General features: G+C 70.4%; 20 protein-coding genes and 1 pseudogene. 11 read left to right on the top strand and 10 right to left on the bottom strand.

Annotated elements, in window-relative coordinates; genetic code table 11:
• Positions 1–131 precede the first annotated feature (131 nt).
• The 7 genes and pseudogenes from WS62_RS31650 to WS62_RS38945 all read right to left on the bottom strand — a co-directional run bounded on the left by WS62_RS31650 (position 132) and on the right by WS62_RS38945 (position 9,374).
• Positions 132–1,643 (bottom strand): MFS transporter, encoded by a 1,512-nt coding sequence (locus WS62_RS31650; protein WP_066579521.1) that lies wholly within the window; start codon positions 1,641–1,643, stop codon positions 132–134.
• A 308-nt stretch (positions 1,644–1,951) separates the two neighbouring features.
• Entirely contained in the window at positions 1,952–3,244 is a 1,293-nt protein-coding gene (locus tag WS62_RS31645) for an MFS transporter (RefSeq protein ID WP_066579519.1), read from the bottom strand.
• 332 nt (positions 3,245–3,576) lie between these two features.
• Positions 3,577–4,608, bottom strand: a complete 1,032-nt coding sequence (locus WS62_RS31640) for an Ldh family oxidoreductase (protein ID WP_066579517.1) — start codon at positions 4,606–4,608, stop codon at positions 3,577–3,579.
• Entirely contained in the window at positions 4,601–6,193 is a 1,593-nt protein-coding gene (locus WS62_RS31635; protein WP_066579515.1) for an aldehyde dehydrogenase (NADP(+)), read from the bottom strand. The genes WS62_RS31640 and WS62_RS31635 overlap by 8 nt, the downstream gene beginning before the upstream one ends.
• A gap of 74 nt (positions 6,194–6,267) precedes the next feature.
• On the bottom strand, positions 6,268–7,893 hold the full coding sequence (locus tag WS62_RS31630) for an APC family permease (RefSeq protein WP_066579514.1): 1,626 nt from the start codon (positions 7,891–7,893) through the stop codon (positions 6,268–6,270).
• Positions 7,894–8,259: 366 nt separating this feature from the next.
• Positions 8,260–9,180 carry a dihydrodipicolinate synthase family protein gene (locus WS62_RS31625; protein WP_066579511.1) on the bottom strand — a complete coding sequence of 307 codons (921 nt, stop codon included), beginning with the start codon at positions 9,178–9,180 and terminating at the stop codon, positions 8,260–8,262.
• 10 nt (positions 9,181–9,190) lie between these two features.
• A pseudogene (locus WS62_RS38945) lies at positions 9,191–9,374 on the bottom strand (hypothetical protein).
• A 57-nt stretch (positions 9,375–9,431) separates the two neighbouring features.
• Here WS62_RS38945 and WS62_RS31620 point away from each other — a divergent pair.
• The 5 genes from WS62_RS31620 to WS62_RS31600 are packed head-to-tail and all read left to right on the top strand — an operon-like array spanning position 9,432 to position 13,921.
• On the top strand, positions 9,432–10,364 hold the full coding sequence (locus WS62_RS31620; RefSeq protein WP_066579508.1) for a 4-hydroxyproline epimerase: 933 nt from the start codon (positions 9,432–9,434) through the stop codon (positions 10,362–10,364).
• Entirely contained in the window at positions 10,361–11,494 is a 1,134-nt protein-coding gene (locus WS62_RS31615) for an NAD(P)/FAD-dependent oxidoreductase (protein ID WP_066579504.1), read from the top strand. The genes WS62_RS31620 and WS62_RS31615 overlap by 4 nt, the downstream gene beginning before the upstream one ends.
• Positions 11,491–11,724: a (2Fe-2S)-binding protein gene (locus tag WS62_RS31610; protein WP_066484049.1), complete on the top strand. Its 234-nt coding sequence runs from the start codon at positions 11,491–11,493 to the stop codon at positions 11,722–11,724. The genes WS62_RS31615 and WS62_RS31610 overlap by 4 nt, the downstream gene beginning before the upstream one ends.
• A complete protein-coding gene (locus WS62_RS31605) occupies positions 11,721–13,013 on the top strand; it encodes an NAD(P)/FAD-dependent oxidoreductase (protein WP_066579502.1) in 1,293 nt (430 codons plus the stop codon). Before WS62_RS31610 ends, WS62_RS31605 begins: the two co-directional genes overlap by 4 nt.
• A gap of 35 nt (positions 13,014–13,048) precedes the next feature.
• A complete protein-coding gene (locus WS62_RS31600) occupies positions 13,049–13,921 on the top strand; it encodes an AraC family transcriptional regulator (RefSeq protein WP_066579501.1) in 873 nt (290 codons plus the stop codon).
• A gap of 364 nt (positions 13,922–14,285) precedes the next feature.
• On the opposite strand, the gene WS62_RS31595 is transcribed toward WS62_RS31600, so the two are convergent.
• Together WS62_RS31595 and glcC are read right to left on the bottom strand one after the other, a co-directional pair.
• Complete coding sequence (locus tag WS62_RS31595; protein WP_066579496.1) at positions 14,286–14,555, bottom strand: hypothetical protein; 270 nt, start codon at positions 14,553–14,555, stop codon at positions 14,286–14,288.
• 300 nt (positions 14,556–14,855) lie between these two features.
• A complete protein-coding gene (gene glcC, locus WS62_RS31590) occupies positions 14,856–15,638 on the bottom strand; it encodes a transcriptional regulator GlcC (RefSeq protein WP_442855118.1) in 783 nt (260 codons plus the stop codon).
• 204 nt (positions 15,639–15,842) lie between these two features.
• On the opposite strand from glcC, the gene glcD reads away from it, so the two are divergent.
• The 6 genes from glcD (at position 15,843) to WS62_RS31560 (ending at position 24,123) form a co-directional block, all read left to right on the top strand.
• The gene (gene glcD / locus WS62_RS31585; RefSeq protein WP_066579658.1) at positions 15,843–17,342 is read left to right on the top strand and encodes a glycolate oxidase subunit GlcD; all 1,500 of its coding nucleotides are present in this window, start codon (positions 15,843–15,845) and stop codon (positions 17,340–17,342) included.
• Entirely contained in the window at positions 17,342–18,409 is a 1,068-nt protein-coding gene (gene glcE, locus WS62_RS31580) for a glycolate oxidase subunit GlcE (protein ID WP_066579491.1), read from the top strand. Before glcD ends, glcE begins: the two co-directional genes overlap by 1 nt.
• Positions 18,410–18,426: 17 nt before the next feature.
• The gene (gene glcF / locus WS62_RS31575) at positions 18,427–19,662 is read left to right on the top strand and encodes a glycolate oxidase subunit GlcF (RefSeq protein WP_066579482.1); all 1,236 of its coding nucleotides are present in this window, start codon (positions 18,427–18,429) and stop codon (positions 19,660–19,662) included.
• A gap of 1 nt (position 19,663) precedes the next feature.
• Positions 19,664–20,068 (top strand): heme-binding protein, encoded by a 405-nt coding sequence (locus tag WS62_RS31570; RefSeq protein WP_066579480.1) that lies wholly within the window; start codon positions 19,664–19,666, stop codon positions 20,066–20,068.
• A 38-nt stretch (positions 20,069–20,106) separates the two neighbouring features.
• Entirely contained in the window at positions 20,107–22,281 is a 2,175-nt protein-coding gene (locus tag WS62_RS31565; protein WP_066579471.1) for a malate synthase G, read from the top strand.
• Between the two features lie 192 nt (positions 22,282–22,473).
• Complete coding sequence (locus tag WS62_RS31560; RefSeq protein WP_066579466.1) at positions 22,474–24,123, top strand: L-lactate permease; 1,650 nt, start codon at positions 22,474–22,476, stop codon at positions 24,121–24,123.
• 79 nt (positions 24,124–24,202) lie between these two features.
• Here WS62_RS31560 and WS62_RS31555 read toward each other — a convergent pair whose 3' ends face one another.
• The gene (locus WS62_RS31555; RefSeq protein ID WP_066579453.1) at positions 24,203–26,089 is read right to left on the bottom strand and encodes a bifunctional sugar phosphate isomerase/epimerase/4-hydroxyphenylpyruvate dioxygenase family protein; all 1,887 of its coding nucleotides are present in this window, start codon (positions 26,087–26,089) and stop codon (positions 24,203–24,205) included.
• Between the last annotated feature and the right edge of the window lie 5 nt (positions 26,090–26,094).

Genomic DNA, 26,094 nt, shown 5'->3' with positions numbered 1-26,094 from the left:
GCGGCGCAGCCATCGCGTGCGGCGGGCGCGCGTCGCGCAGCGCGTGACGTGCCGCATCGATATTTCCAGTCTTTCTCCCGCAACCGGTTTCAGCGCGTTCGCCCGACGTGATTCGCTTCGTGTGCGCCGGCTCAGCGCGCGTTCGCGCTCGCGGGCTCGGCCGACGTCGCCGGATGCGGCGCGCCGCGCGCGGCGGTTGCGATCGCCGCCGCGGCGACGAAGAGCGCCGCCGACACGAGCGCCGACGCGTGCAAGCCCGAAACGATCTGCGCCGGCAGCGCGCCGCTCGCGAGCGCACCGAATCCGGCAACGCCGATCGCGCCGCCCGCCTGCCGCGCGGTGTTGAGCACGGCCGACGCAGTCGCGGCGCGCGCACGCTCGACCGATGCGAGCACGGTCGTCGTCATCGCGGGCACGGCGAGCCCCATGCCGCCCGGAATCAGCAGGAACGGCACGGCGAGCGCGGCGATCGGCGTATCGGCGCGCGTCGCGCTCAGCAGCGCGAACCCGGTCGCGCCGATCAGCGCGCCGACGATCATCGGCCGGCGCGCGCCGAAATGCGCGGTGGCCCAGCCGCTCGCGACGTTCGACAGCAGGAAGCCGCCCGTGAGCGGCAGGAACGCGAGCCCCGCCTCGAGCGGTGTGTCGTGCCGCACGCGCTGCAAATACAGGCTCAGCACGAAGATGACGCCGTAGTACGACAGATTCATGCAGACGCCGAACAGCACGGCGACGCTGAACGTGCGCTGCCTGAACAGCGCGAGCGGCATCATCGGATGTGCGCTGCGCGATTCGACGAACACGAACGCGGCGGCCGCCGCGAGCGCGACGGCGACGAGCGTCGGATGCCAGTCGATCACCGCACCGGTGAAGAGTGTCAGCGCGACGACGGCGAGGGATTGGCCGGGGAGGTCGATGCCGCGCGGACGGATGTCGGCGGCGGCGCGGATGGCGGCGCTCGGACGGGACGCATCCGGGTTCGCGGCCGGATCGGCGAAGCGCGATGCGGCGGCGGCGCGCTTGCCGGAGGCGAAAGCCGCCGCGCTCGTTTCGTCCTTGTCGATCCACAGCAACGTTGCAACGAGCCCCGCGGCGCACAGCGGCAGATTGACGAAGAAGATGCTGCGCCAGCCGAATTGCGCGATCAGCGCGCCGCCGATCACCGGGCCGGCGGCGATCGAGATCGCGCCCGACGCGGTCCACCAGCCGACCGCGCGCGCCCGTAGGCGCGGATCATGCGCGCATGCGTGATTGAGGAGCGCGAGCGAGTTCGGCAGCATCGCGGCGGCCGCGAGTCCTTGCAGTGCGCGTGCGGCGATCAGTGTCGTCGCGTTCGCGGCGATGCCGCAGAAGAACGACGCGAACGCGAACAGCGCGAGCCCGGCTGCGAACAGCCGGCGCGCGCCGAAGCGGTCGCCGAGCGCGCCGGCCGACAGCATCAGCCCGGCGACCGCGAGCGTGTACGCATCGACGATCCATTGCAGGCCCGCGACGCCCGTGCGCAGATCGATGCCGATGCGCGCGAGCGCGACGTTGACGATCGTGACGTCGAGCTGCGTGATGACGAAGCCGGCGCTCACGGTCGAGACGATGCGCACGAGCGCGGCGCGGGAGAGGGCGGGGTGGGGCGTGTGCGAGTCCATGCGCGCATCGTAGTGCCGCGCGGCGCGGCGACGTTGCGGGCTCTTCTGAAATGTCGGATGCGGCGCGGATGGGGAGGCGGCCACGTCCGGTCAGTGTTCGCGGCGGCGTAAGATGCGGCGGCAAGCGGCAAGCGGCAAGCGGCAAGCAGCAAGCAGCAAGCAGCAAGCAGCAAGCAGCAAGCAGCAGGAGGCAGGAGGCGGCGGCGCGGAGCATGCCGGTAATATCCGCGCGCCTCGCTTGCCCAATTGCGTGAGCGCGCCGACATCGACATGTGCGGGCGGCGCGTCGCCGCCCGCGCGAACATCAATTATTCAGCGTCCTTCGCGAACATCGCCGCGACCGCGCCGAGCACGCAAATCGCCGCGACGTACAGCGCGGGCGCGAGCGGATTCGACTTCATCATCAGCGACACGATCACCGGCGTGAGCCCGCCGAACACCGCATATGCGACGTTGTACGAGAACGAGATGCCCGAGAAGCGCACGACGGCCGGAAAGCTCCTGACCAGCACGAACGGCACCGCGCCGATCGTGCCGACGACGAAGCCCGCGAGCGCGTAGAGCGGCACGAGGCGTGTCGCGTCGGCCGCGAGCTGCGTGAACATCATGTAGTAGCACGCGGCGAGCACGATGCCGCCGATCGACAGCACCGCCTTCGCGCCGACGCGGTCCGCGAGCGAGCCGGCGGTGATGCAGCCGGCCGTCAGGCACAGCGTCGCGATGCTGTTCGCGAACAGCGCGGTCGCGGGCGCGATGTGGAATTGCTTTTGCAGCAGCGTCGGCGTCATCAGGATCACGACGACGATCGCCGCCGACAGCATCCACGTGAGCAGCATCGACACGATCACCGCGCGGCCGTGGTCCCGGATCACCGCCTTCAGCGGGATCTCGGCCGCGAGCGTCTTGCGCGCCTTCATCTCGGCGAACACGGGCGTTTCGTGCAGCCAGCGGCGCAGATAGACGGAGAAGAGGCCGAACACGCCGCCGAGCAGGAACGGAATGCGCCACGCGAACGCGCCGACTTCGGCCGCCGAGAAGCGGCTGTTGACCGCCGTCGCGACGAGCGAGCCGAGCAGGATGCCCGCCGTCAGGCCCGCGGTCAACGTGCCGCACGCGTAGCCGATGCGCTGCGTCGGCACGTGCTCGGACACGAACACCCACGCGCCCGGCACTTCGCCGCCGACCGCCGCGCCTTGCAGCACGCGAAACAGCAGGAGCGCGATCGGCGCGAGCAGGCCGACGCTGTCGTAGGTCGGCAGCAGGCCCATCAGGAGCGTCGGCACCGACATCAGCAGCACGCTCAGCGTGAACATCCGCTTGCGGCCGACGAGATCGCCGAAGTGCGCCATCACGATGCCGCCGAGCGGCCGCGCGAGATAGCCGGCCGTGAAGATGCCGAACGTCTGCAACTGGCGCAGCCAGTCGGGAATGTCGTGCGGGAAGAACAACTGGCCGATCGCGGGCGCGAAGAACACGAAGATGATGAAGTCGTAGAACTCCAGCGCGCCGCCCAACGCGGCGAGGCTCAGGGTTTTGTAGTCGCGGCCCGTGAGGGCGCGTGGCGCGGCGCTCGAAGCGGCGCTCAATTCGGATGCGGGCATGGTCAGGGCGATCTGGGTTCGAATGGTTGTGTACCGCGCGGATCGGGGCCGGGCGGCGGGCCTCGTCGTCGGACAGACGGTGCAACGCGCGGGATGGAGCACGGGACACGCACCGCGCGGCGGCCGGATACGGGCCGCGCGGAGACGAACGTGACGCAATGCCGGCGATTCTACAGGACGGCGGAACGCCGAAAGGCGCGGGCGATATCGTGGAAATCGGCAATTGCGGACCGGCGGCGAACGATGCGTTGGGGGCGCGTCGCTCGCTCGCGCGGGGCGGCGGGCGAGCGACGTCCGATGACGCGGCCGATCGGTCAATCCGGTCGATCCGGTCAATCGAGCAGCGCGAGGATCTCGTCGTGGAGCCGGGCCGGAATCCTCACGCCGTTCGCGACGCTGCGCGCGCGTGCGTCGAAGCGCCGTTGCGACGGCAGCCGCGCGCCCTGTGCGACGATCGCATCGAGCATCCGCTCGCCGCGCGCGAGGCCCGCGTCGAGATCGTCGCCGAGGAACACTTTCGGATCGAATGCGACGACGAGCTCGCCATGGCACGGCGTCGCGCCGACGCCGTCGTCGAACGCCATCGATTCGAGACTCGTCATGTCGCCGATCAGCGCGCCGCCGAGCAACTCGACCATCGCCGCGAGCGCCGAGCCCTTGTGGCCGCCGAACGTGCGCATCGCGCCTTGCAGCGCGGCCTTCGGATCGGTGGTCGGCTCGCCGTTCGCGTCGATCGCCCAGTGCGGCGGAATCGGCTTGTCCGCTTTCGCGTGCAATTCGATGTCGCCGCGCGCGATCGCGCTCGTCGCGAAATCGAACACGAACGGCAGACCGCCCGGCCGGGGCCACGCGAACGCGAACGGGTTTGTGCCGAACACCGGCTTCGCGCCGCCTTCCGGCGCGACCCAGCTATGGCTCGGGTTCATCGCGAGGCCGGCGAGGCCGTGCGCGGCGATCGCCTCGACTTCCGGCCACAGCGCGGAGAAGTGGTAGCAGCGGTTGATCGTCATCGCCGCAATGCCGTGCCGCCGCGCCATCTCGACGAGCACCGGCAGGCCGGTCTCGAACGCGAGCAGCGAGAAGCCGCGATGCGCGTCGACCGACACGATCGACGACGAGCGCCGGCGCAGCGTCGGCGCCGCCCGCGGATCGACCTTGCCGACGCGCAGCGAGCGCACGCAGACGAGCAGCCGGTAGACGCCGTGCGAATGGCATTCGTCGCGCTGGCCTTGCGTGACGACGTTCGCGATCGCCTGCGCGTGCGCGTCGGACAGCCCGTGGTGCGTCAGCACGCGCAGCGCGAGCGCATGCACGTCGTCGAGCGACAGGACGACGTCTTGCGCGAGGGCTTGCGGATCAGGCATCGCGCGGCTCCCGCGGCGCGATCGCGCCGTCGATGCGTTGAGGAACACGCAGCGGATTGCCGTCCCGGATCGCGTCGGGCAGCAGCGCGGCGGGCAGGTCCTGATACGACACCGGCCGCAGGAAGCGCTCGATCGCGCGCGCGCCGACCGACGTCGTGCGCGTGTCCGACGTCGCCGGGAACGGGCCGCCGTGCACCATCGCGTGGCCGACTTCGACGCCCGTGCCGAAGCCGTTGACGAGAATGCGGCCGGCCTTGCGCTCGAGCGTCGGCAGCAGCGTGCGCAAGAGCGGCGCGTCGCCGTCGCCGAGATGCGCGGCGATCGTCAACTGGCCTTCGAGCGACTTCAGCACGCGGTGCAGCGTGTCGGCGTCCGGACAGCGGACGATCAGCGACGCCGGGCCGAACACTTCGTCGCGCAGCTCGGCGCGCGACATGAACGCGTCCGCCGTCGTCGCGAACAGCGCGGCGCGTGCCTGATGGCGGTCGCCCGCGGCGCCTTCGCCGAGCCGCTCGAGCGCATCGTGCGACGCGAGCCTCGCCACGCCCTCGCCATAGCTTGCATGGATGGGCGGCGTCAGCATTGTCGCCGGCGCGGCCGCGTCGACGGCGGCCGCCGCCGCGCGCTCGAACGCGCGCAGCGCGGGGCCGTCGACGCCGAGCACGAGGCCCGGATTCGTGCAGAACTGGCCGGCGCCGAGCGTCAGCGACGCGACGAACTGCTGCGCGATCGCATCGTGTCGCGCGGCGAGCGCGTCGGGCAGCAGCAGCACCGGATTGATCGAGCTCATCTCCGCGTAGACCGGAATCGGCTCGTGGCGCGCGGCCGCGATGTGCATCAGCGCGACGCCGCCGCGCCGCGAGCCGGTGAAGCCGACCGCCTTGACGCGCGGATCGGCGACGAGCGCCTGGCCGATCTCGCGCGACGCGTCGAACAGCAGCGAGAACACGCCGGCCGGCAGCCCGCATTCGCGCACGGCCGCCTGGATCGCGCGGCCGACGAGCTCGGAGGTGCCCGGATGCGCGGAATGCGCCTTGACGATCACGGGGCAGCCGGCCGCGAGCGCGGATGCCGTGTCGCCGCCCGCGACCGAGAACGCGAGCGGAAAATTCGACGCGCCGAACACGGCGACGGGCCCGATCGCGACGTTGCGCAGCCGCAGATCGACGCGCGGCAGCGGCTTGCGGTCCGGGCGCGCGGGGTCGATGCGCGCATCGAGGAAACCGCCGTCGCGCACGATCGACGCGAACAGCGCGAGCTGCCCGACGGTGCGCGCGCGCTCGCCTTCGATCCGCGCGCGCGGCAGGCCCGATTCGGCGGCGCAGCGTTCGATCAGTGCGTCGCCGAGCGCGATGATGTGCCGGCCGATCGCGTCGAGAAACGCGGCGCGCGCGTTAAGGCGCGTTTCGCGATACGCGTCGAATGCGTCGTCGGCGAGCGCGCAGGCCGCTTCCAGGTCGTGCAGGCTCGCGCCGCCGAATGCGGGTTCGAGCGGTGCGCCGGTCGCGGCCTCGATTGCGCGGAATGCGCCGTTCTGCCCGAACGCCGCCGATTGACCGATCAAAAGCTCGCCTGTGAGTCGCATGGTTTTTCCTCGAAGAGTGCGGGCCGGGCGTTGCCGGCCCGGCCGGTGAAAAAGAAAGGCGGATGCGCGGCGCGTCAGTCCTCGTCGTCGTCGAGCCGCAGCTTCGCGGCCGGCACGCCGGTATGCGCGCCCCAGTAGTAGATGACGAGCGCGATGACCGCGACGACGACGGTGTCGTACGGATGCGCGAGCTGTCCGGTGCCGCCGAAGCCGCCGAAATACGACGCGACGATCATCAGCGCGTAGAACGCGATCAGCCACAGCGACGAGCGCACTTGCTCGGCGAGGCTCAGATGCGCGGTCGGCACCCAGCGGCGGCACGCGAGATAGATGACGAACATCGCGATCTGCAGGCCGAGCAGCCAGGACACCGTGCTCCAGCCCGACCAGTAGACGATCAGCGCGGCGATCACGAACGACGCGGGGCCGGTGATCGCGAACGCGCTCGCGCGGAACGGCCGCGGCAGGTCGGGCGCGGTGCGGCGCAGCGCGGCGACCGAAATCGGCGCGACCGCGTAGCTCAGCACGAGCGCGGCCGACACGATGTTGATGAGCGCCTCCCACGACGGAAACGGCATCGTCCAGAACACCGCGAGGCCGAACGTCAGCCACAGGCCCGCGCGCGGGATGCCGGACGCTTCGTCGACGCGCGTGAACACCTTGAAGAACGTGCCCGTCTTCGCCCAGCCGTAGACGACGCGCGGCGTCGCGTTCATGTAGATGTTGCCGCAGCCGGAGGGCGAGATCATCGCGTCGGCGACGACCATGTACGCGAGCCAGCCGACCCCGAGCGCGAGCGCGATGTCGCGATACGGCAGCGAGAAAGCGCGGCTGACGTCGTGCCAGCCGCCCGCGAGCATCGCGGTCGGGATGCTGCCGATGAACGCGAGCTGCAGCAGCACGTAGATCAGCGTCGACAGCACGATCGACAGGATCAGCGCGATCGGGATCGTCCGCTGCGGATTGCGCACTTCGCTCGCGACCGAGACGATCGGCGTCAAGCCCAGATACGCGAAGATGATGCCGCCCGCCGACACGGCCATTTCGATGCCGGGCATGCCGAACGGCGCGAAGCCGTGCATCGTCAGGTTCGCGGGCTTGAAGAATGCGAACAGCACGCCGATCACCGACAGCGGCACGACGAACTTGAAGATGCTGATGATGTTGTTCGCCGTCGCGAACGTCTTCACGCTCGAATAGTTCAGGTAGAAGAAGAAACAGAGGAGGGCGGCCTGCACGAGCCAGCCGAGCGTCGTCGGATTGCTCGAGCCCACGACCGTCAGGCCCGGAAACCACGCGGCCGCGTACTGGCGCGCCGCGACGACTTCGATCGCGATCAGGCTCGAGAACGCGATCAGCGTGATCGCGCCCATCAGGTAGCCGAGCAGCGGGCCGTGCGAGAACACCGGATAGCGGACGACGCCGCCCGCGCGCGGCAGCGCGGCGCCGAGCTCGCAATAGACGATGCCGAGCAGCAGCACCGCGAAGCCGCCGAGCAGCCAGGAGAGGATGCCGGCCGGGCCCGCGATCGTCGATACGTGGCTCGCGGCGAACAGCCACCCCGAACCGAAAATCGCGCCGAGGCCGATGAACGTCAGATCGGTCAGCGAAAGCTGTTTCTTGAACTTGCCGTGTCCGGCTTCGGGAGGCGCGGACCGCGCGAGCGGCGCGGATCGATGAACGTTGCCTTGGGCGGGCATGGGCTTGTCTCCATTGGATTGGTGATTTCGTTTCGGTCTGCGGCCGGGGGCGCGGTGGCTTGCGTGCGCCGCGGCTGAGGCGGTCGGCCTCGTCGGGGCGAACAAGTGGGGCCGACGGGCGGCCGGAGCGATGCAGTCGGCGGGCGGTACTTCGCGCGGCGCGTTGCGGCGGCGGCGCGGCTCGGCCGTCGCGCGTGGCGGAACGCGCCGCGCGCCCGCTCGCGGGCGGCGTCCGGCGCGAACCGGCAGGCGCGAACCGGCAGGCGCGAACCGGCAGGCGCAATCGGCAGGCGCAATCGGCAGGCGCGCGATGGCATGCCCGCATCGCCGGGGCGATGCGCCCCGGCCGGCCGCCGGGCGCGTCGGTCAGAGACCGACGTCCGGCAGCGTCGGACGCGCGGCGAGCGCCTTCGCGACGATCGCCTTCACTTCGTCGAGCGTGTCGCCCGAGAGCGCGAGGCGCGGCGGGCGCGTGACCGCGCTGCCGCGGCCGACGAGCTCTTCGCACAGCTTGATGCACTGGACGAGGTCCGGACGCGCGTCGAGATGCAGCAGCGGCATGAACCAGCGATACAGCGCGAGCGCTTCGTCGAAGCGCTTTTGCTTCGCGAGACGGAACAGCGTCTCGCCTTCCTTCGGGAACGCGTTCGACATCCCCGACACCCAGCCTTGCGCACCGACCGCGATGCTCTCGACGACGACGTCGTCGAGGCCCGCGAACAGCACGAAGCGCTCGCCGACCGCGTTGCGCAGGTCGATGAAGCGGCGCGTGTCGCCCGACGAATCCTTGAAGCAGACGATGTTTTCGCAGTCCTGAAGCGCGATCAGCACATCGGGCGTCACGTCGTTCTTGTAGATCGGCGGGTTGTTGTAGACCATCACCGGCAGGTCGGTGCCCGTCGCGACCGCGCGGAAGTGCGCGGCCGTCTCGTGCGGCTTGGCCGAATAGACGAGCGCGGGCATCACCATCACGCCGTCGACGCCGACGCGCTGCGCCTCGCGCACCGTGTTGCGCGCGAACTCGGTCGTGAACTCGGCGATGCCGGCGATCACCGGCACCTTGCCGCCCGCCGCGTCGCGCGCGGCCTCGATCACCTGGAGTTTTTCCGACGTGGACAACGAGGTGTTCTCGCCGACCGTGCCGCAGACGACGAGGCCCGACACGCCGTCGTTCACCAGGTTCTTCACGACGCGGTGCGTCGCGTCGATGTCGAGGGAGAAGTCCGGCTTGAACTGGGTGCTGACGGCGGGGAACACCCCGCTCCACTGAATGGCGTTACGGCTCACTGAGAATCTCCTACGTTCGAATGGGATGGCCGACGGGCGTCGTCGGAGCGAGAACCAGTATCGCTGTCGATGCGCCGCGAGGCTTGAGGCTTTTCCAGCCGTGAAAAGATGAAATCGGCACAATCGGGGCGCGATCGCCGGCGCGCGCGCCGGCCTGTGCCGATTTCGTCGCGCGCATCATCGAAAACCCACAAGCGGCGGGCGGCGCCACAGGGGAAGCTGTGCGCCTTTCCACCTTGAATCGACGCGACATGAAGCACATCCACATCATCGATTCGCATACGGGCGGCGAACCCACGCGCGTCGTCGTGTCCGGCTTTCCGGCGCTGGGGGACGGGCCGATGGCCGAGCGCCTCGCGGCGCTCGCGCGCGATCACGACCGTTTTCGCGCGGCGTGCATCCTCGAGCCGCGCGGCAGCGACGTGCTCGTCGGCGCGCTGCTGTGCGAGCCGGTTGCGGCCGACGCGGCGGCCGGCGTGATCTTCTTCAACAACGCGGGCTATCTCGGCATGTGCGGGCACGGCACGATCGGCCTCGTGCGCACGCTGCATCACATGGGCCGCATCGCGCCCGGCGTGCACAGGATCGAGACGCCCGTCGGCGATGTCGAGGCGACGCTGCACGACGATCTGTCGGTCAGCGTGCGCAACGTGCCCGCTTACCGGCATCTCAAGGACGTCGTCGTCGACGTGCCGGGACACGGCGCGGTGACGGGCGATGTCGCGTGGGGCGGCAACTGGTTCTTCCTCGCGAGCGACCACGGCCAGCGCGTCGCCGGCGACAACGTCGCGGCGCTGACCGCGTACGCGTCGGCGGTGCGCGCGGGGCTCGAACGCGCGGGCGTGACGGGCCGCGACGGCGCGGAGATCGATCACATCGAGCTGTTCGCCGACGATCCCGAGCACGACAGCCGCAGCTTCGTGCTGTGCCCGGGCCACGCGTACGACCGCTCGCCGTGCGGCACCGGCACGAGCGCGAAGCTCGCGTGCCTCGCCGCGGACGGCAAGCTCGCGCCCGGCGCGGTGTGGCGGCAGGCGAGCGTGATCGGCAGCGTGTTCTCGGCGAGCTACGCGCCCGCCGCCGGCGGCATCGTGCCGACGATTCGCGGCGGCGCGCACCTCGCCGCCGAGGCGACGCTCCTGATCGAAGACGACGATCCGTTCGGCTGGGGCATCGCGTCGTGACGGATTCGCAGACCGACGTCGTCGTGATCGGCGCGGGCATCGTCGGCGCCGCGTGCGCGCACGAGTTCGCGCAGCGCGGGCTGCGCGTCGTCGTCGTCGACGACGGCAGCGGCGGCGCGACGGGCGCGGGGATGGGCCACCTCGTCGCGATGGACGACAACGCGGCCGAGCTCGCGCTCACGCGTGATTCGATCGCGCTGTGGCACGCGCTGCGCGACGCGATGCCCGACGGCTGCGCGTACCGCAACTGCGGAACGCTGTGGCTCGCGGCCGACGCGCACGAGATGGACCTCGCGCGCGCGAAGCAGGCGGCGCTCGCCGAGCGCGGCGTCGCGGGCGAACTGATCGATCGCGCGACGCTCGCGGCGCTCGAGCCGATGCTGCGCGCGGATCTCGGCGGCGCGCTGAAGATTCCGGGCGACGGCATCCTGTACGCGCCCGCCGCCGCGCACTGGCTGCTGCACCGGCTGCCGGGCGTCGCGATGCGCCGCGCGAAAGCCGTCGCCGTCGAAGGCCCGAGCGTGACGCTCGAAAGCGGCGATACGCTGCGCGCGGAACGCGTCGTCGTCGCGAACGGCGTCGCGGCGCGCGCGCTGCTGCCCGAGCTGCCGCTGCGGCCGAAGAAGGGCCATCTGCTGATCACCGACCGCTATCCGTCGCAGGTGTCGCATCAGCTCGTCGAGCTCGGCTATGCGGCGAGCGCGCATGCGAGCGACGGCACGTCGGTCGCGTTCAACGTGCAGCCGCGGCCGACGGGACAACTGCTGATCGGCTCGTCGCGGCAGTTCGACACCGAGGACCCGCGCGTCGAGGCGCCCGTGCTCGCGCGAATGCTGCGCCGCGCGGTCGGCTATCTGCCCGCGCTCGCCGGCCTGAACGGCATCCGCGCGTGGACGGGCTTTCGCTCGGCGAGCCCCGACGGCCTGCCGCTCCTCGGCGAGCATCCGTCGCAGCGTGGCCTGTGGCTCGCGGTCGGGCACGAGGGGCTCGGCGTGACGACCGCGCCCGGCAGCGCGCGCGTGCTCGCCGCGCTGATGTTCGGCGAGCGCGCGGCGATCGACGTCGAGCCGTACTCGCCGGGGCGCTTCTTGTCGACGTCGAAATCGGCCGTGACCGGAGCGCTTCAATGATCATTTATCTGGATCGCCGCGCGCTGACCGTGGCCGACGGCATGACCGTCGCGGCCGCGGTCGCGCTGAGCGGCGACGACACGACGCGCACGTCGTGCAGCGGCGCCGCGCGCGCGCCGTTTTGCGGAATGGGCATTTGCCAGGAGTGCAGAGTGACGATCGACGGACGGCGCCGGCTCGCGTGCCAGACGCTCTGCCGCGAAGGCATGCAGGTGGAGCGGACGCGATGACGAACGAGCATCTGACGGTCGATGTCGCGATCGTCGGCGCGGGGCCGGCTGGGCTCGCCGCCGCGCAGGCGGCCGCGAAGCGCGGCTGCACGGTTGCGATCGTCGACGACAACCCGCGCTCGGGCGGGCAGATCTGGCGGCAGGGTCCGGACGTCGCGCCGAGCGCGCCGGCGCGGGCGAGCTTCGACGCGCTGCGGCGGCCGAACGTGCGCCATCTCGCGGCGACGCGCGTCGTCGCCGCGCCGCGGGCCGGCACGCTGCTGCTCGAGGATGCGGAGCGCGGGCTGCTGCTCGGCTACCGGAAGCTGATTCTGTGCTGCGGCGCGCGCGAGCTGCTGCTGCCGTTCCCCGGCTGGACGCTGCCCGGCGTGACGGGCGCAGGCGGGCTGCAGGCGCTGATCAAGGGCGGCATGCCGGTGCGCGGCGAGCGCGTCGTGATCGCGGGCAGCGGGCCGCTCCTGATCGCATCGCTCGCGACCGCGCGCGCGGCGGGCGCGAAGGTCGTCGCGGTCGTCGAGCAGGCGCCCCTCGGTGCGCTCGCGCGTTTCGCGCTGTCGCTCGCGGCGACGCCGTCGAAACTCGCGCAGGCGGCGCGCCTGACGCGCGGCTTCGCCGGCACGCGCTATCTGACGGGCGCGGTCGTGCGCGAAGCGCACGGCGATGCGCGGGTGCGCGCGGTGACGATCGAACGAAACGGTGCGCGCGAGACGCTCGACTGCGACCGCGTCGCATGCGGCTTCGGCCTCGCGCCGAACCTGACGCTCGCGCTGGCGCTCGGCTGCGCGGTGCGCGACCGGGCGATCGCGATCGACGACGCGCAGCGCACGTCGGTCGAGCACGTCTATGCGGCGGGCGAATGTACGGGTGTCGGCGGCGTCGAGCTCGCGCGGATCGAAGGCGAGCTCGCCGGGCTCGCGGCGAGCGGCGCGGACGCGACGCCGGACGGCCGCGCGCGCTTCGCCGCGTTGCTGCGCCGCCGCGAGACGTGGCGGCGCTTCGCGGCGCGCGTCGCCGATACGTTCGTGCTGCGCGAAGCGGCCCGCGCGCTGCCGCCCGACGATACGCTGCTGTGCCGCTGCGAGGACGTGACGATCGGCGCGGTGCGCGCGCACGCGTCGGCGCGCGACGCGAAATTGCAGACGCGCTGCGGGATGGGCGCGTGCCAGGGACGCGTGTGCGGCGCGGCGGCGCACGCGTATTTCGGCTGGGACGACGCGCCGCCGCGCCCGCCGTTCTCGCCCGCGCGAATCGACACGCTGCTCGTCGCGACCGACGATGCGCTCCTATAATCGACGCCATCCGTGTTTCGACGCGCGAGATCCGTATGATGACTTTGCTTGCCGTACCGCCCGAGAAGTTGTCCGCCACGTCGGCTGTCTCCACGTCGGCGGTGTCCGCGTCGGCTGTCTCCACGGCCGCCGCGCCGCCATCGGCTTCGGCGCAGCCCGCCGCGCCGGACGGCGACGACGGCTTCGCCGCGATGCTCGCGCACTTCGTGCAGCTCGAACCGGTGTTCGATGCGCTGCCCGACGTCGCGTTCTTCGTGAAGGACATGCATGCGCGCTACGCGCTCGTGAACCGCACGCTCGCGCAGCGCTGCGGCTACAAGGACAAGCGCGACCTGTACGGCAAGGCCGCGGACGAAGTCTTTCCGCGCCGCTTCGGCCGCAGCTACGTCGAGCAGGATCTGGCGATCATCGCGGGCGGCCGGCAACTGACCGATCAGCTGGAGCTGCATCTGTACTCGGGCCGCCAGCCCGGCTGGTGCCTGACCTGCAAGGAGCCGCTGCGCAACGCGCAGGGGAAGATCGTCGGGATCGCGGGGCTGTCGCGCGATCTGCGCGCGCACGAGAGCTCGCACCCGGCATACAGCCGCATCGCGGACGTGGTCCGCTACATCCACGCGCACTACGTGCAGCCGCTGAACCTGAAGTACCTTGCCGCGATGGCGGGGATGTCGGTCGCGCAGCTCGAACGCTACTTCCACAAGGTGTTTCATCTGACGCCGCGGCAGATGCTGCTGAAGGCGCGGCTCGACGCGGCGACGGCGTTCCTCGTCACGCACGACAAGGTGACGGACGTCGCGGCGCTGTGCGGCTACACCGACCATAGCGCGTTCACGCGACAGTTCAAGGCGACGGTCGGCGTGACGCCGACCGAATATCGGCTGATGCTGCAGGAGGGGCGGGGGGCTTGAGCGCGAGCGTCGCGCCTGGGAGACGCTTGCGCGTGCGGTGCGCACGATGCCGAAGCGCGATGGGGCCGCGAGCGGGCGGGCTTGTCGAGCGCAGTGCCGGAGGAATGCCGGCGGATTGAGAAACGGGCGACGGGCGCGCCGGGAGTCGAGGGCTCGATCGCTCGGCGATTAAACGTTCAAGGGCCGACGAATCCGACAATTCGGCAAGCGGCAAGCGTAGGAAAGCGGCAAACCAAGAACCCGACAGCCAAAGCGCGTCACCAAAAACCGCCGGCAAAAACAAACCGGCCCACCGGCCGGTCATCATCGGAACGTCGGCGTGCTCGACCGGCATCGCCCGGCCGTCGCCGCATCGATCAGACGATTACCGATACCCGAGGCCCTTCAACACGGCGGTGCCGTTTTCCGTCAGACGAAAGGACGGCGACGCATCCATGCCGGAGCGGACCATCTCGACGAGGCCGGCTTCCTGCAGCGCAGGCAGTTCCGGCTTCGCATTCGCGCCGATCGGCGCGTGCAGCATGATCAGCAGCGTCGCGATCTCGTGATGGCTGAGCAGGCGGCGCAGCATGGTTTTCGGTTTGGCCGGGGGGGCGGCCGGGCGGACCGCGGCAGATGTGTCGACGGTGCTCATGGCGAACCTCCTGAACGGGTATTGGTCACGGATGGTGCCGACATAGACTTAAACGATTCTTAAAGCGGCCGGGATGCGCCGAACGGGTGGGTTACGACGTGTAACAGCCTTGCCGGACAAGGATCACAACGGGGCCGGACCACGCCGCGCCGACGTGCGCGAAGCCGCTTGGCGATGTTGCGACGCGGCGCATTCGCGCCGGCCGGATGCCGGAAAGCAACACGCGTCCCGACGCACTCGCCCGCACTGCCGGACACGCCGCCCGCGCCGCCCGCGCCGCCGCCGTTGTGCGGCGCGCCGTCACTTCCACCCTTCGAGCCGCAGCGTCGCGCGCACGAGCCGCTGTTCCTCCTGCTCGATTTCCCGCAGACACTCGACGACGCTCTTGATGTGCTCGCTCGCCGCCTTGCGCGCCTGCTCGGGCAGCCGGCCGACGACCGCGTTGTAGAGCCGCGCGTGCTGCCGGTCGATCTGCTTCTTCAGCGGCTCGCGGTGATAGAGATTGTTGACCGACGCGAACACCGAGCTCAGCAGCAGATCGGTCAGCGACTGCAGCGTGTTGACGAGCACCGGGTTGTGCGAAGCCTCGCAGATCGCGCGATGGAACGCGTGATCGAGCTTCGCGCGCGCCTCGGGCGCGAGGTGCTGCGACTGCGGCGCGATCATGTCCTCGTAGCGCCGCGTAATCAGGATGAAGTCGGCATCGGTGCCGCGCAGCGCGGCGAGGCGCGCGGCTTCGGTCTCGAGCATCCCGCGCACTTCGAACAGATCGTAGAGCGTGCGCGGCTGCGAGCCGAGCAGATGCATGAGCGGCGTGATCTGCTCGCGCGGCGTGAGGCTCGCGACGAACGAGCCCTTGCCGTGCGCGGTCTCGATGATGCCGCGCGCGCGCAGCAGCTTCATCCCTTCGCGCAGCGCGGTGCGCGACACGCCGAGCTTCTCGGTGAGCCGCCGCTCGGACGGCAGCGCCTGTCCGACCTTCAGCACGCCGTCGACGATCAGCTGCTCGATCCGTTCGGCGACTGCGTCGGCGACGCGGCGCGCCGACGCTTCATCTTCGATTATCTTCACTGGTATGACCACTTTTACGGGACTCCCCGCATCGCTGGATAACGCATTGTATGCGTTGAATTTATTGAATGCCGGGGAGGCTCGCCGAAGGGGTGAGCGAAAAAACTGGTGTGACCACTCTCGGATGCACTGGACAGCGGCCCGCGCGCGCCGAAAAATCACCGAATTCGACGATGGAAGCGCGCGTTGCGCACCGTCGATGAAGGAGACGTTTCGATGAGCTTCAAGTATGACGAAACGATCGACGGCCCGCTGCCGCCGGTCGATCGAGCCGAACTCGCCGCGGCGCTGCGCGCCCGCGCGCCGCAGATGGAAATCCTGACCGACCGCGAACACCTGCGCCCGTTCGAGTGCGACGGCCTCGCCGCCTATCGCACGGTGCCGCTTCTCGTCGCGCTGCCGTCGACTGTCGACGAAGTGCGCGCGGTGCTGCAAGTCGCGTCCGCGCGCGGCGTGCCCGTCGTCGCGCGCGGCGCGGGCACCGGCCTGTCGGGCGGCGCGATGCCGCTCGAAAAAGGCATCCTGCTCGTGATGGCGAAGTTCAACCGGATTCTCGACGTCGATCCCGACGCGTGCGTCGCGCGCGTGCAGCCCGGCGTGCGCAATCTCGCGATCTCGCAGGCGGTCGCGCAGCACGGCCTCTACTACGCGCCCGATCCGTCGTCGCAGATCGCGTGCTCGATCGGCGGCAACGTCGCGGAGAACGCGGGCGGCGTGCACTGCCTGAAATACGGCCTCACGGTGCACAACATCCTGAAGCTCGACGTGCTGACGATCGACGGCGAGCGCGTCACGCTCGGCGCCGACGCGCTCGACAGCCCCGGCTTCGATCTGCTCGCGCTCTTCACCGGCTCGGAAGGGATGCTGGGCATCGTCGTCGAGATCACGGTGAAGCTGCTGCCGAAGCCGCAGAGCGTGAAGGTGCTGATGGCGAGCTTCGACGACGTCGGCCGCGCGGGCGGCGCGGTCGCGGCGATCATCGGCGCGGGGATCATCCCGGGCGGCCTCGAGATGATGGACCGCCTCGCGATCCGCGCGGCCGAGGACTTCATTCACGCGGGCTATCCGGCCGACGCCGAAGCGATCCTGCTCTGCGAGCTCGACGGCGCGCGCGACGACGTCGAAGAGGACGCGGCGCGCGTCGCCGATCTGCTGCGGGCGGCGGGCGCATCGGAGTTGCGCGTCGCGCGCGACGAAGTGGAGCGGCAGCGCTTCTGGGCGGGCCGCAAGAACGCGTTTCCGGCCGTGGGCCGCATTTCGCCCGACTATTACTGCATGGACGGCACGATCCCGCGCCGCGAGCTGCCGCGCGTGCTGAAGGGGATCGCCGCGCTGTCCGGGCAATACGGGCTCGCGGTCGCGAACGTGTTCCATGCGGGCGACGGCAACCTGCATCCGCTGATCCTGTTCGATGCGAGCCGTCCCGGCGAGATGGACCGCGCGGAGGCGCTCGGCGGCCGGATTCTCGAGCTGTGCGTCGAGGTGGGCGGCAGCATCACGGGCGAGCACGGCGTCGGCCGCGAGAAGATCAACCAGATGTGCGTGCAGTTCAGGCGCGACGAAATCGAATACTTCCACGCGCTGAAGGCCGCGTTCGATCCGTCGCGGCTGCTCAATCCCGGCAAGCACATCCCGACGCTGCATCGCTGCGCCGAATTCGGCGCGATGCACGTTCGCCACGGGCAATTGCCGTTTCCCGACCTGGAGCGATTCTGATGCGACGCGAATTCGATTCGATCGACGACAGCGCCGCGTTGATCGCGCAGGTCGAGCAGGCGATTGCCGACGGCACGCCGCTGCGAATCCGCGGCGGCGATAGCAAGGCGTTTCTCGGGCGCGCGCTCGACGCGCGGACGATCGACACGCGCTCGCACCGCGGCGTCGTCCATTACGATCCGACCGAGCTCGTCGTGACGGCGCGCGCGGGCACGCCGCTCACGGAGCTGGAAGCGGCGCTCGACGAAGCGGGGCAGATGCTGCCGTGCGAAGCGCCGACGTTCGACGGCCGCGCGACTGTCGGCGGAATGCTCGCCGCCGCGCTCGCCGGACCGCGCCGGCCGTGGGCGGGCGCGGTGCGCGACTTCGTGCTCGGCTGCCGGATCGTCACGGGCCAGGGCCGGCATCTGCGCTTCGGCGGCGAAGTGATGAAGAACGTCGCCGGCTACGACGTGTCGCGGCTGATGGCGGGCAGCTTCGGCTGCCTCGGGCTTGTCGCCGAAGTGTCGCTGAAGGTGCTGCCGAAGCCGCGCGCCATGCGCCATCTCGCGTTCGAGGTCGATGCGGCGTCCGCGCGGCGGCGGCTCACGGTCTGGCATCGCGCCGGGCTGCCGATGACGGGCGCGTGCCACGCGAACGGCGTGCTGCACGTGCGGCTCGAAGGCGGCGTCGGCTCGGTGCGCGCCGCGCGCGAGACGATCGGCGGCCAGGAAACACCGGACGCGTTCTGGATGCAGCTACGCGAGCTGCGCCTGCCGTTCTTCGCCGATCCGCGTCCGCTGTGGCGGCTGTCGCTGCCCGTCGCCGCGCCGCTCGCCGCACTGCCGGGCGACGCGCTGCTCGACTGGGGCGGCGCGCAGCGCTGGCTGAAGAGCGACGCGGCGCCGGACGCGCTGCGCCGGCTCGCGGCCGAGCTGGGCGGCCATGCGACGTGCTTCACGCCCGGCGTGACGGACTCGCCGTTCCAGCCGCTGCCGGACGCGCTGCTGCGCGTGCACCGGCGGCTGAAGGCGCAGCTCGATCCGCACGGGATCTTCAATCCGGGCCGCCTGTACGCGGACCTCTGAGCCCGATTCGTTCTCCGATGCAAACCCATCTCTGCGAAGCGACCCGGTCCCTCGCGCGCGCCGACGAGGCCGAAGCGATCCTGCGCGCGTGCGTGCACTGCGGATTCTGCAACGCGACCTGTCCGACTTATCAACTGCTCGGCAACGAGCTCGACGGGCCGCGCGGCCGCATTTACCTGATCAAACAGGCGCTCGAGGGCGAGCCCGTCACCGACAGCACGCGGCTGCACCTCGACCGGTGCCTGAGTTGCCGCAACTGCGAGACGACGTGCCCGTCCGGCGTGCGCTATCACGCGCTGCTCGACATCGGCCGCGCGGAAGTCGAGCGGCGCACCGCGCGGCCGGCGCGCGAGCGGGCGCTGCGCGCCGGGCTGCGCCACGTCGTGTCGCGGCCGGCCGCGTTCAAGGCGCTGCTGGGTGCGGGCCGCGCGCTGCGTCCGCTGCTGCCCGCCGCGCTGCGCGGCAAGGTTCCGCTCGACAGGCCGGCCGCGTCCGCGCGTCCGCCGCTGCGCCACGACCGCCGCGTGCTGATGCTCGAAGGCTGCGTGCAGCCGTCGCTCGCGCCGAACACGAACGCGGCCGCCGCGCGCGTGCTCGACCGGCTCGGAATCGGCGTGATGCCCGCGCCGCGGGCGGGCTGCTGCGGCGCGAACGAATTCCATCTGAACGCGCAGGAAGCCGGCCTCGCGCGGGCGCGCCGCAACATCGACGCATGGTGGCCCGCGATCGACGCGGGCGCCGAGGCGATCGTGATCCCGGCGAGCGGCTGCGGCGCGTTCGTCAAGGAGTACGGCGATCTGCTGCGCTTCGATTCCGCCTACGCGGACAAGGCGCGGCGCGTGAGCGCGCGTGCGCGCGATCTCGTCGAAGTGATCGCGGCCGAGCCGCTCGACGCGCTGGCGCTCCCCGCGCCGCGCCGGATCGCGTTTCACTGCCCGTGCACGCTGCAGCACGCGCAGCGTCTCGGCGGCGCGGTCGAAAGCGTGCTGCTGCGGCTCGGCTTTGATCTGACGAATGTCGCCGACGCGCATCTATGCTGCGGCTCCGCGGGCACGTACTCGCTGACGCAGCCGGAGATCGCGGCGCGGCTGCGCGAGAACAAGCTCGCCGCGCTCGAAGCCGATCGTCCCGACGAGATCGTGACCGCGAACGTCGGCTGCGAATCGCACCTGAACGGCGCGGGCCGCACGCGCGTGCGCCACTGGATCGAGCTTGTCGATTCCCTTCTTGCTCCTGGCCACGAGAATCCCTGACATGCAGACGAAACCCATGCTCGGCCGCGCCGACGTCGAACGCATTCTCGAAGCCGCCCGCGCCGAAGCGGCGCGCAACGGCTGGGCCGTCGCGATCGCGATCGTCGACGACGGCGGCCATCCGCTCGGGCTCCTGCGCCTCGACGGCGCTTCGCCTTCGAGCGCGTACATCGCATTGGAAAAAGCACGAACTTCCGCACTCGGCCGCCGGGAGACTAAGCTCTATGAAGACATGATCAACGGCGGCCGCACCGCGTTCCTGAGCGCGCCGCTCGCGGCGACGCTCGAAGGCGGCGTGCCGGTGATCGTCGACGGGCAGGTCGCGGGCGCGGTCGGCGTGTCGGGCGTGAAGTCCGATCAGGATGCGCAGATCGCGAAGGCCGGCGTGCAGGGCGTCGCCGCGTGAGCGCGGCGACGAATGAAGCGAATAAGGGAGAAAGCAGGATGATCGAACAACACGGACTCCGGGTCGACGAAGGTCTCGCCCGGTTCATCGAGCAGGAAGCGATGCCCGGCACGGGCGTCGACGCCGGCGCGTTCTGGCAGGGCTTCGCCGCGCTCGTGCGCGACCTTGCGCCGCAAAACCGCGCGCTGCTCGCCGAGCGCGACCGGCTGCAGCGCGAGCTCGACGACTGGCACCGCGCGCATCCGGGGCCGGTGCGCGACGTGCGCGACTACCGCGCGTTCCTCGAGCGGATCGGCTATCTGGTGCCGCCGCCCGGGCGCGTCGCGGTGACGACCGCGAACGTCGACGGCGAGATCGCGTCGCAGGCGGGCCCGCAGCTCGTCGTGCCGCTGTCGAACGCGCGCTACGCGCTGAACGCGGCGAACGCGCGCTGGGGCAGCCTGTACGACGCGCTGTACGGCACCGACGCGCTGCCCGAAGACGACGGCGCGACGCGCGCCGGCGCGTACAACCCGGTGCGCGGGCAGCGCGTGATCGACTACGCGCGCGACTTCCTCGATCGCGCGGCGCCGCTGCTGCACGGCTCGCACCGCGATGCGCTCCGCTACCGCGTCGAAGGCGGCAAGCTCGCGGTCGACACGCGCGACGGCGCGAAGACGCTCGCGCGCCCGGGCCAGTTCGCCGGCCACCAGGGCGAGGCCGATTCGCCGGCCGCCGTGCTGCTCAAGCATCACGGGCTGCACATCGAGATCCGGATCGACGCGTCGACGCCGATCGGCAAAGGCGATCCGGCGCACGTGGACGACGTGGTGCTCGAAGCGGCGGTGAGCACGATCATCGATTGCGAGGATTCGGTCGCGGCGGTCGACGCGGACGACAAGGTGCAGCTCTACCGGAACTGGCTCGGGCTGAATCAGGGCACGCTGACCGAGGCGGTGGACAAGGGCGGGCGCAGGTTCACGCGCCGCCTGAACGCGGACCGCGAGTACCGCGCGCCCGACGGCTCGACGCTGACGCTGCATGGCCGCTCGCTCCTGTTCGTGCGCAACGTCGGGCATCTGATGACGACGAACGCGGTGCTCGACCGTGACGGCAACGAGATCCCGGAAGGCATCCTCGACGGCGTGGTGACGACGCTTTGCGCGATGCACGACCTGAAGTCGAAGCGCAACTCGCGCACGGGCTCGATCTACATCGTGAAGCCGAAGATGCACGGGCCGGCCGAAGTCGCGTTCGCGGACACGCTGTTCGCGCGCGTCGAGGATCTGCTCGGACTGCCGCGCCACACGATCAAGATGGGAATCATGGACGAGGAGCGCCGCACGAGCATGAACCTGTCCGCGTGCATCGCGGCGGCGCCGGCGCGCGTCGCGTTCATCAACACGGGCTTTCTCGATCGCACGGGCGACGAGATGCACAGCGCGATGCAAGCCGGGCCGATGTACCGCAAGGGCGACATGAAGTCGTCCGCGTGGATCGCCGCGTACGAGCGCAACAACGTGCTGGCGGGCCTCGCGGCCGGGCTGCGCGGTCGCGCGCAGATCGGCAAGGGCATGTGGGCGATGCCGGACCTGATGCACGCGATGCTCGAGCAGAAGATCGCGCATCCGCGCGCGGGCGCGAACACCGCATGGGTGCCGTCGCCGACCGCGGCGACGCTGCATGCGCTGCATTACCACGAAGTCGACGTGCAGGCGGTCCAGCAGGCACTCGAAACGACCGACTACGCACGCGAGCGCGATGCGCTGCTCGACGGCCTGTTGACGATTCCCGTCGTCGAGCGCGCGGCGTGGAGCGACGACGAGATCCGCGCCGAAGTCGAGAACAACGCGCAAGGCATCCTCGGCTACGTCGTGCGCTGGATCGAGCAGGGCGTCGGCTGCTCGAAGGTGCCCGACATCCACGACGTCGGCCTGATGGAGGACCGCGCGACGCTGCGCATCTCGAGCCAGCACATCGCGAACTGGCTGCGTCACGGCGTCGTGACGCGCGCGTTCGTCGACGAGGTGTTCGAGCGGATGGCGCGCGTCGTCGATGCGCAGAACGCGGGCGATCCGCACTATCGCCCGATGGCGCCCGATTACGCGAATTCGCACGCGTTCCGCGCCGCATGCGCGCTCGTGCTGGAAGGCCGGGCGCAGCCGAGCGGCTATACCGAGCCGCTGCTGCACCGGTACCGGCTCGCGTTCAAGCAGCACCTGAAAGCGGGTTGACGCGACGGGCGGGCGCCCCGGCGCCCGCCGCCCATCCGACATCCGACATCCGACATCCGACATCCGACATCCGACATCCGACATCCGACATCCGACACCCGACGACGGCCCGCGCGTGGAGCATGCGGCGCCCGATGCAAGCCGACCACAAGAACGACATAAAAACCATTCCGAGGGGAGATAGGAGACAACATGAACCCTTCATTCGCACTACCGGCGGGGACGGCGTTCGCCCAGCCGCTGACCCCCGTCGGCAACTCGCTCGCCTTGTCGTTTCTCGTCGCCGTGCTGCCGATCGCGGTCGCGCTCGCGATGCTCGGGCTGTTCCGACGCCCGGCGTGGCAGGCGTCGCTCGCGGGCCTCGTGACCGGCATCGTCGTCGCGATCGCCGTCTGGGGCATGCCCGCCGGGCTCGCGCTGAACGCGGTCGGCGCCGGCATGGCGCTCGCGCTGATTCCCGTCATGTGGATCGTCTTCAACGCGCTGCTGCTGTACAACATCGCGGTGAAATCGGGCCGCTTCGATCAGTTCCGCCAATGGATGCTCGATCATCTGCCCGACGATCGCCGCCTCGTGCTGCTCGTCGTCGCGTTCTCGTTCGGCTGCCTGCTCGAAGGCATCTCCGGGTTCGGCACGCCGGTGGCGATCACGAGCGCGCTCCTGATCGCGCTCGGCTTCCCGGCGATCGAGGCGCTCACCTTCGCGCTGATCTTCAACACCGCGCCCGTCGCGTTCGGCGCGCTCGGCGTGCCGATCACCGTGCTCGGCGCGGTGACGTCGCTGCATCCGGACACGCTCGGCGCGATGGTCGGCCGCCAGTTGCCGTTCTTCGCGCTGTTGCTGCCGTTCTACGTCGTCGGGATCTATGGCGGCGTCCGCTCGATCGGCAAGCTGTGGCCGGCGCTCCTCGTGTCGGGCGGCAGCTTCGCGCTCGCGCAGTTCGTCACGTCGAACTTCATCAGCTATCAGTTGACCGACGTGCTGTCGTCGCTGACGTCGCTGATCGTGACGATCGGCTTCCTGAAGATCTGGAAGCCGCAGCCCGATCCGCAGTTCGCGATCGTGCGCGGCGACGCCGCCGTCGGCGTGGGCGCCGCGCGCGGCCGCGTCGGCTACGGCGGCTGGCTGCCGTGGCTCGTCGTGTCGGTGATCGTGATCTTCTGGGTGCACGCGGGCGTCGCCGCGATCGGCGACATGAAGATCAAGTGGCCCGGCCTGCACAACGTCGTCTACATGACGCTCTATCACAAGTCGTATGCGGCGATCTGGGACTTCCAGCCGCTCGGCACCGGCACCGCGATCCTGCTGTCGGCGATCGTCACCACGGTGTGGACGCGCACCGGCGTCGGCAGCTTCTTCGGCTGCGTCGCGCAGACCTGGCGGCAGACGCGCATCGCGATCGTCACCGTGATGATGATCGTCGGGCTCGCGTATCTGCTCAACTATTCGGGGATGAGCTACACGCTCGGGACGGGCGTCGCGTCGACGGGCGCGCTGTTCCCGCTCGTGTCGGCGACGCTCGGCTGGATCGCGGTGTTCCTGTCGGGCAGCGACACGTCGGGCAACGCGCTGTTCGGCAATCTTCAGGTGGTCGCCGCGCGGCAGCTCGGCTTCGATCCGGTGCTGATGGCCGCGACCAACTCGTCGGGCGGCGTGATGGGCAAGATGATCTCGCCGCAGAACATCGCGACCGGCGTGTCGACGACGGCTCTGAAAGGGCAGGAAGGCGTCGTGTTCGCACGGACGTTCTGGCACAGCGTGTTCCTCACGCTGCTGCTCGGCGTGCTCGTGTTCCTGCAGCAGCACGTGCTGAGCTGGATGATTCCGGCGCTGCCGCATTGACGGCGGGGTGGCGGCCGCGCGCCGCCCGTTGCGGCGCGGCGCGCGGCGGGCGTCATGCGCGCGGCCGCCCGCGCCGCGCTCACTTCCTCCGCTGCGCCTGCGCGGCGAGCCGCACGGCCGCGTTCGCCGCGCCGTATCCGTCGTAGCCGCCGCGCCGCTCGACGATCTCGAACGAAAAGCGGTTGTCGACAAGCTCGGTGTACGCATGCAGGAACTCGCCGCCCGTTTCGTCGCGGTCGTACAGCAGGTGGTGGCGGCTCAGCATCGCGATCGTCTCGTCGGGCAGCGCGTAGCGCGCGGCGAGATCGTCGTAGTAATTGCGGGGAATCCGCAGGAACGGCACGCCGTCCGCCGCGAATTCGGCGATCGCCGCGACGATGTCGCCGGTGCGGAACGCCACGTGATTGAGACCCGTGCCGCGATAGCGATGCAGCGACTCGACGACGGCCGTATGCCGGTCCACCGATGCGTTCAGCGCGATCCGCACCGAGCCGTCCGGGCTGCGCACCGCGCGGCTGCGCACGAGCCCGTATGGATCGGGCACGAGCCAGTTGCGCTCGGCCTCGAAGCCGAACGCGGTCTTGAAGAACAGCACCCAGGTGTCGAGCGCGTCGGCGGGCAGCGCGAGGCACACGTGATCGATGCCGGCCAGCGGGCCGACTTCGCTCGGCCCGTCGACGTCGGTCAGCACGAAATCCGATTCGTACAGCGTCGGCGCGCCGGGCGCCTCGTCGACGAAATATTCGAGGCTGCCGTCCGGCGCGCGCACGCTCTGCAACTCGCGCTCGTTCGGGCCGACGCGGCCCGAGAACGGCGTGTAGCCATAGCCCGCCGCGCGCTCGAATGCGAGCCGCGCGTCGTCGACGCGAAACGCCGACGCGCACAGCGACAGCCCGTGCGCCTGGAAGAACGCGTCCGCGAACGAGTCGCGCTCGGCGTTCAGCACGATCGACGCCGCGCCGTGCTGATACAGCGTCACGTCCTTCGACCGGTGGCGGCCCGCGCGCCTGAAGCGCAGCTTGCCGAGCCAGCCGGCGACGTTGTCGGCCGCGGCCGCGTCGACCGCGAATTCGATGAACTGGAAGCCGACGTGCGCGGGGGCGGGCGGCGGCGCGAAGAGGGGTTGCGAAGGCTGCCGCGCGGCGCGCGCGAGCCGCTTGCGCGTCGTCTCTTCGAGATACAGCAGCGACCGATAGCCGTCGGCGGCCGTCGGCGCGGGCGGCGCGGCGCGAAAGCCGTCGTTGAAGATCTCGAGCGACAGCGGCCCGTCGTAGCCCGATTCGATCACGCGCGCGGTGAAGCCCGCGACGTCGAAATCGCCCTGGCCCGGAAACGACCGGTAATGGCGGCTCCATTCGAGCACGTCCATCGCGAGCTTCGGCGCGTCGGCGATCTGCACGAACGCGATCCGCTCGCCCGGAATCCGCGCGATGCCGTCCGGCGAATCGTCGAGCGACAGTGTGTGGAAGCTGTCGAGCGCGAGCCCGAGATGCGGATGGTCGAGCGCGTCGACGAGCCGCCACGCGTGCCCGTACGTCTTCACGATCCGCCCCCACGCGAGCGCCTCGTACGCGACGACGACGCCCGCCTGCTGCGCGGCGTGCGCGAGCGCGCCCAACTGGTCGACGAGCAGCGATTCGTCGCCGATCGTGTCCGGCGACACGTTGCTGCAGACGAGGATGCGATCCGCGCCCAATGCGTGCATCAGGTCGAACTTGCGCTTCGCGCGCTCGAGGTTGCGCGCGAGCCGTTCGGCCGGCACGCCCTCGAAGTCGCGGAACGGCTGGAACAGCACGATCTTCAGGTCGAGATCGGCGGCGATGCGGCGGACGTCGGCGGGCGAGCCGTCGAAGTACAGCAAGTCGTTTTCGTAGATTTCGACGCCGTCGAAGCCCGCCGCGCGGATCGCGCCGAGCTTTTCGACGAGCGTGCCTGACAACGATACGGTGGCGATCGAGCGCTGCATGGTCG

It is taken from the genome of Burkholderia sp. ABCPW 14, assembly GCF_001523835.1.
GTDB lineage: Bacteria > Pseudomonadota > Gammaproteobacteria > Burkholderiales > Burkholderiaceae > Burkholderia > Burkholderia mayonis.
This window is presented reverse-complemented; position numbering and strand designations above follow the sequence as displayed.

Coding starts and splice junctions, on each gene's coding strand:
- WS62_RS31650 (WP_066579521.1), bottom strand. CDS start 1,643: ATGGACTCGCACACGCCCCACCCCGCCCTCTCCCGCGCCGCGCTCGTG.
- WS62_RS31645 (WP_066579519.1), bottom strand. CDS start 3,244: ATGCCCGCATCCGAATTGAGCGCCGCTTCGAGCGCCGCGCCACGCGCC.
- WS62_RS31640 (WP_066579517.1), bottom strand. CDS start 4,608: ATGCCTGATCCGCAAGCCCTCGCGCAAGACGTCGTCCTGTCGCTCGAC.
- WS62_RS31635 (WP_066579515.1), bottom strand. CDS start 6,193: ATGCGACTCACAGGCGAGCTTTTGATCGGTCAATCGGCGGCGTTCGGG.
- WS62_RS31630 (WP_066579514.1), bottom strand. CDS start 7,893: ATGCCCGCCCAAGGCAACGTTCATCGATCCGCGCCGCTCGCGCGGTCC.
- WS62_RS31620 (WP_066579508.1), top strand. CDS start 9,432: ATGAAGCACATCCACATCATCGATTCGCATACGGGCGGCGAACCCACG.
- WS62_RS31610 (WP_066484049.1), top strand. CDS start 11,491: ATGATCATTTATCTGGATCGCCGCGCGCTGACCGTGGCCGACGGCATG.
- WS62_RS31605 (WP_066579502.1), top strand. CDS start 11,721: ATGACGAACGAGCATCTGACGGTCGATGTCGCGATCGTCGGCGCGGGG.
- WS62_RS31600 (WP_066579501.1), top strand. CDS start 13,049: ATGATGACTTTGCTTGCCGTACCGCCCGAGAAGTTGTCCGCCACGTCG.
- WS62_RS31595 (WP_066579496.1), bottom strand. CDS start 14,555: ATGAGCACCGTCGACACATCTGCCGCGGTCCGCCCGGCCGCCCCCCCG.
- glcD (WP_066579658.1), top strand. CDS start 15,843: ATGAGCTTCAAGTATGACGAAACGATCGACGGCCCGCTGCCGCCGGTC.
- glcE (WP_066579491.1), top strand. CDS start 17,342: ATGCGACGCGAATTCGATTCGATCGACGACAGCGCCGCGTTGATCGCG.
- glcF (WP_066579482.1), top strand. CDS start 18,427: ATGCAAACCCATCTCTGCGAAGCGACCCGGTCCCTCGCGCGCGCCGAC.
- WS62_RS31570 (WP_066579480.1), top strand. CDS start 19,664: ATGCAGACGAAACCCATGCTCGGCCGCGCCGACGTCGAACGCATTCTC.
- WS62_RS31565 (WP_066579471.1), top strand. CDS start 20,107: ATGATCGAACAACACGGACTCCGGGTCGACGAAGGTCTCGCCCGGTTC.
- WS62_RS31560 (WP_066579466.1), top strand. CDS start 22,474: ATGAACCCTTCATTCGCACTACCGGCGGGGACGGCGTTCGCCCAGCCG.
- WS62_RS31555 (WP_066579453.1), bottom strand. CDS start 26,089: ATGCAGCGCTCGATCGCCACCGTATCGTTGTCAGGCACGCTCGTCGAA.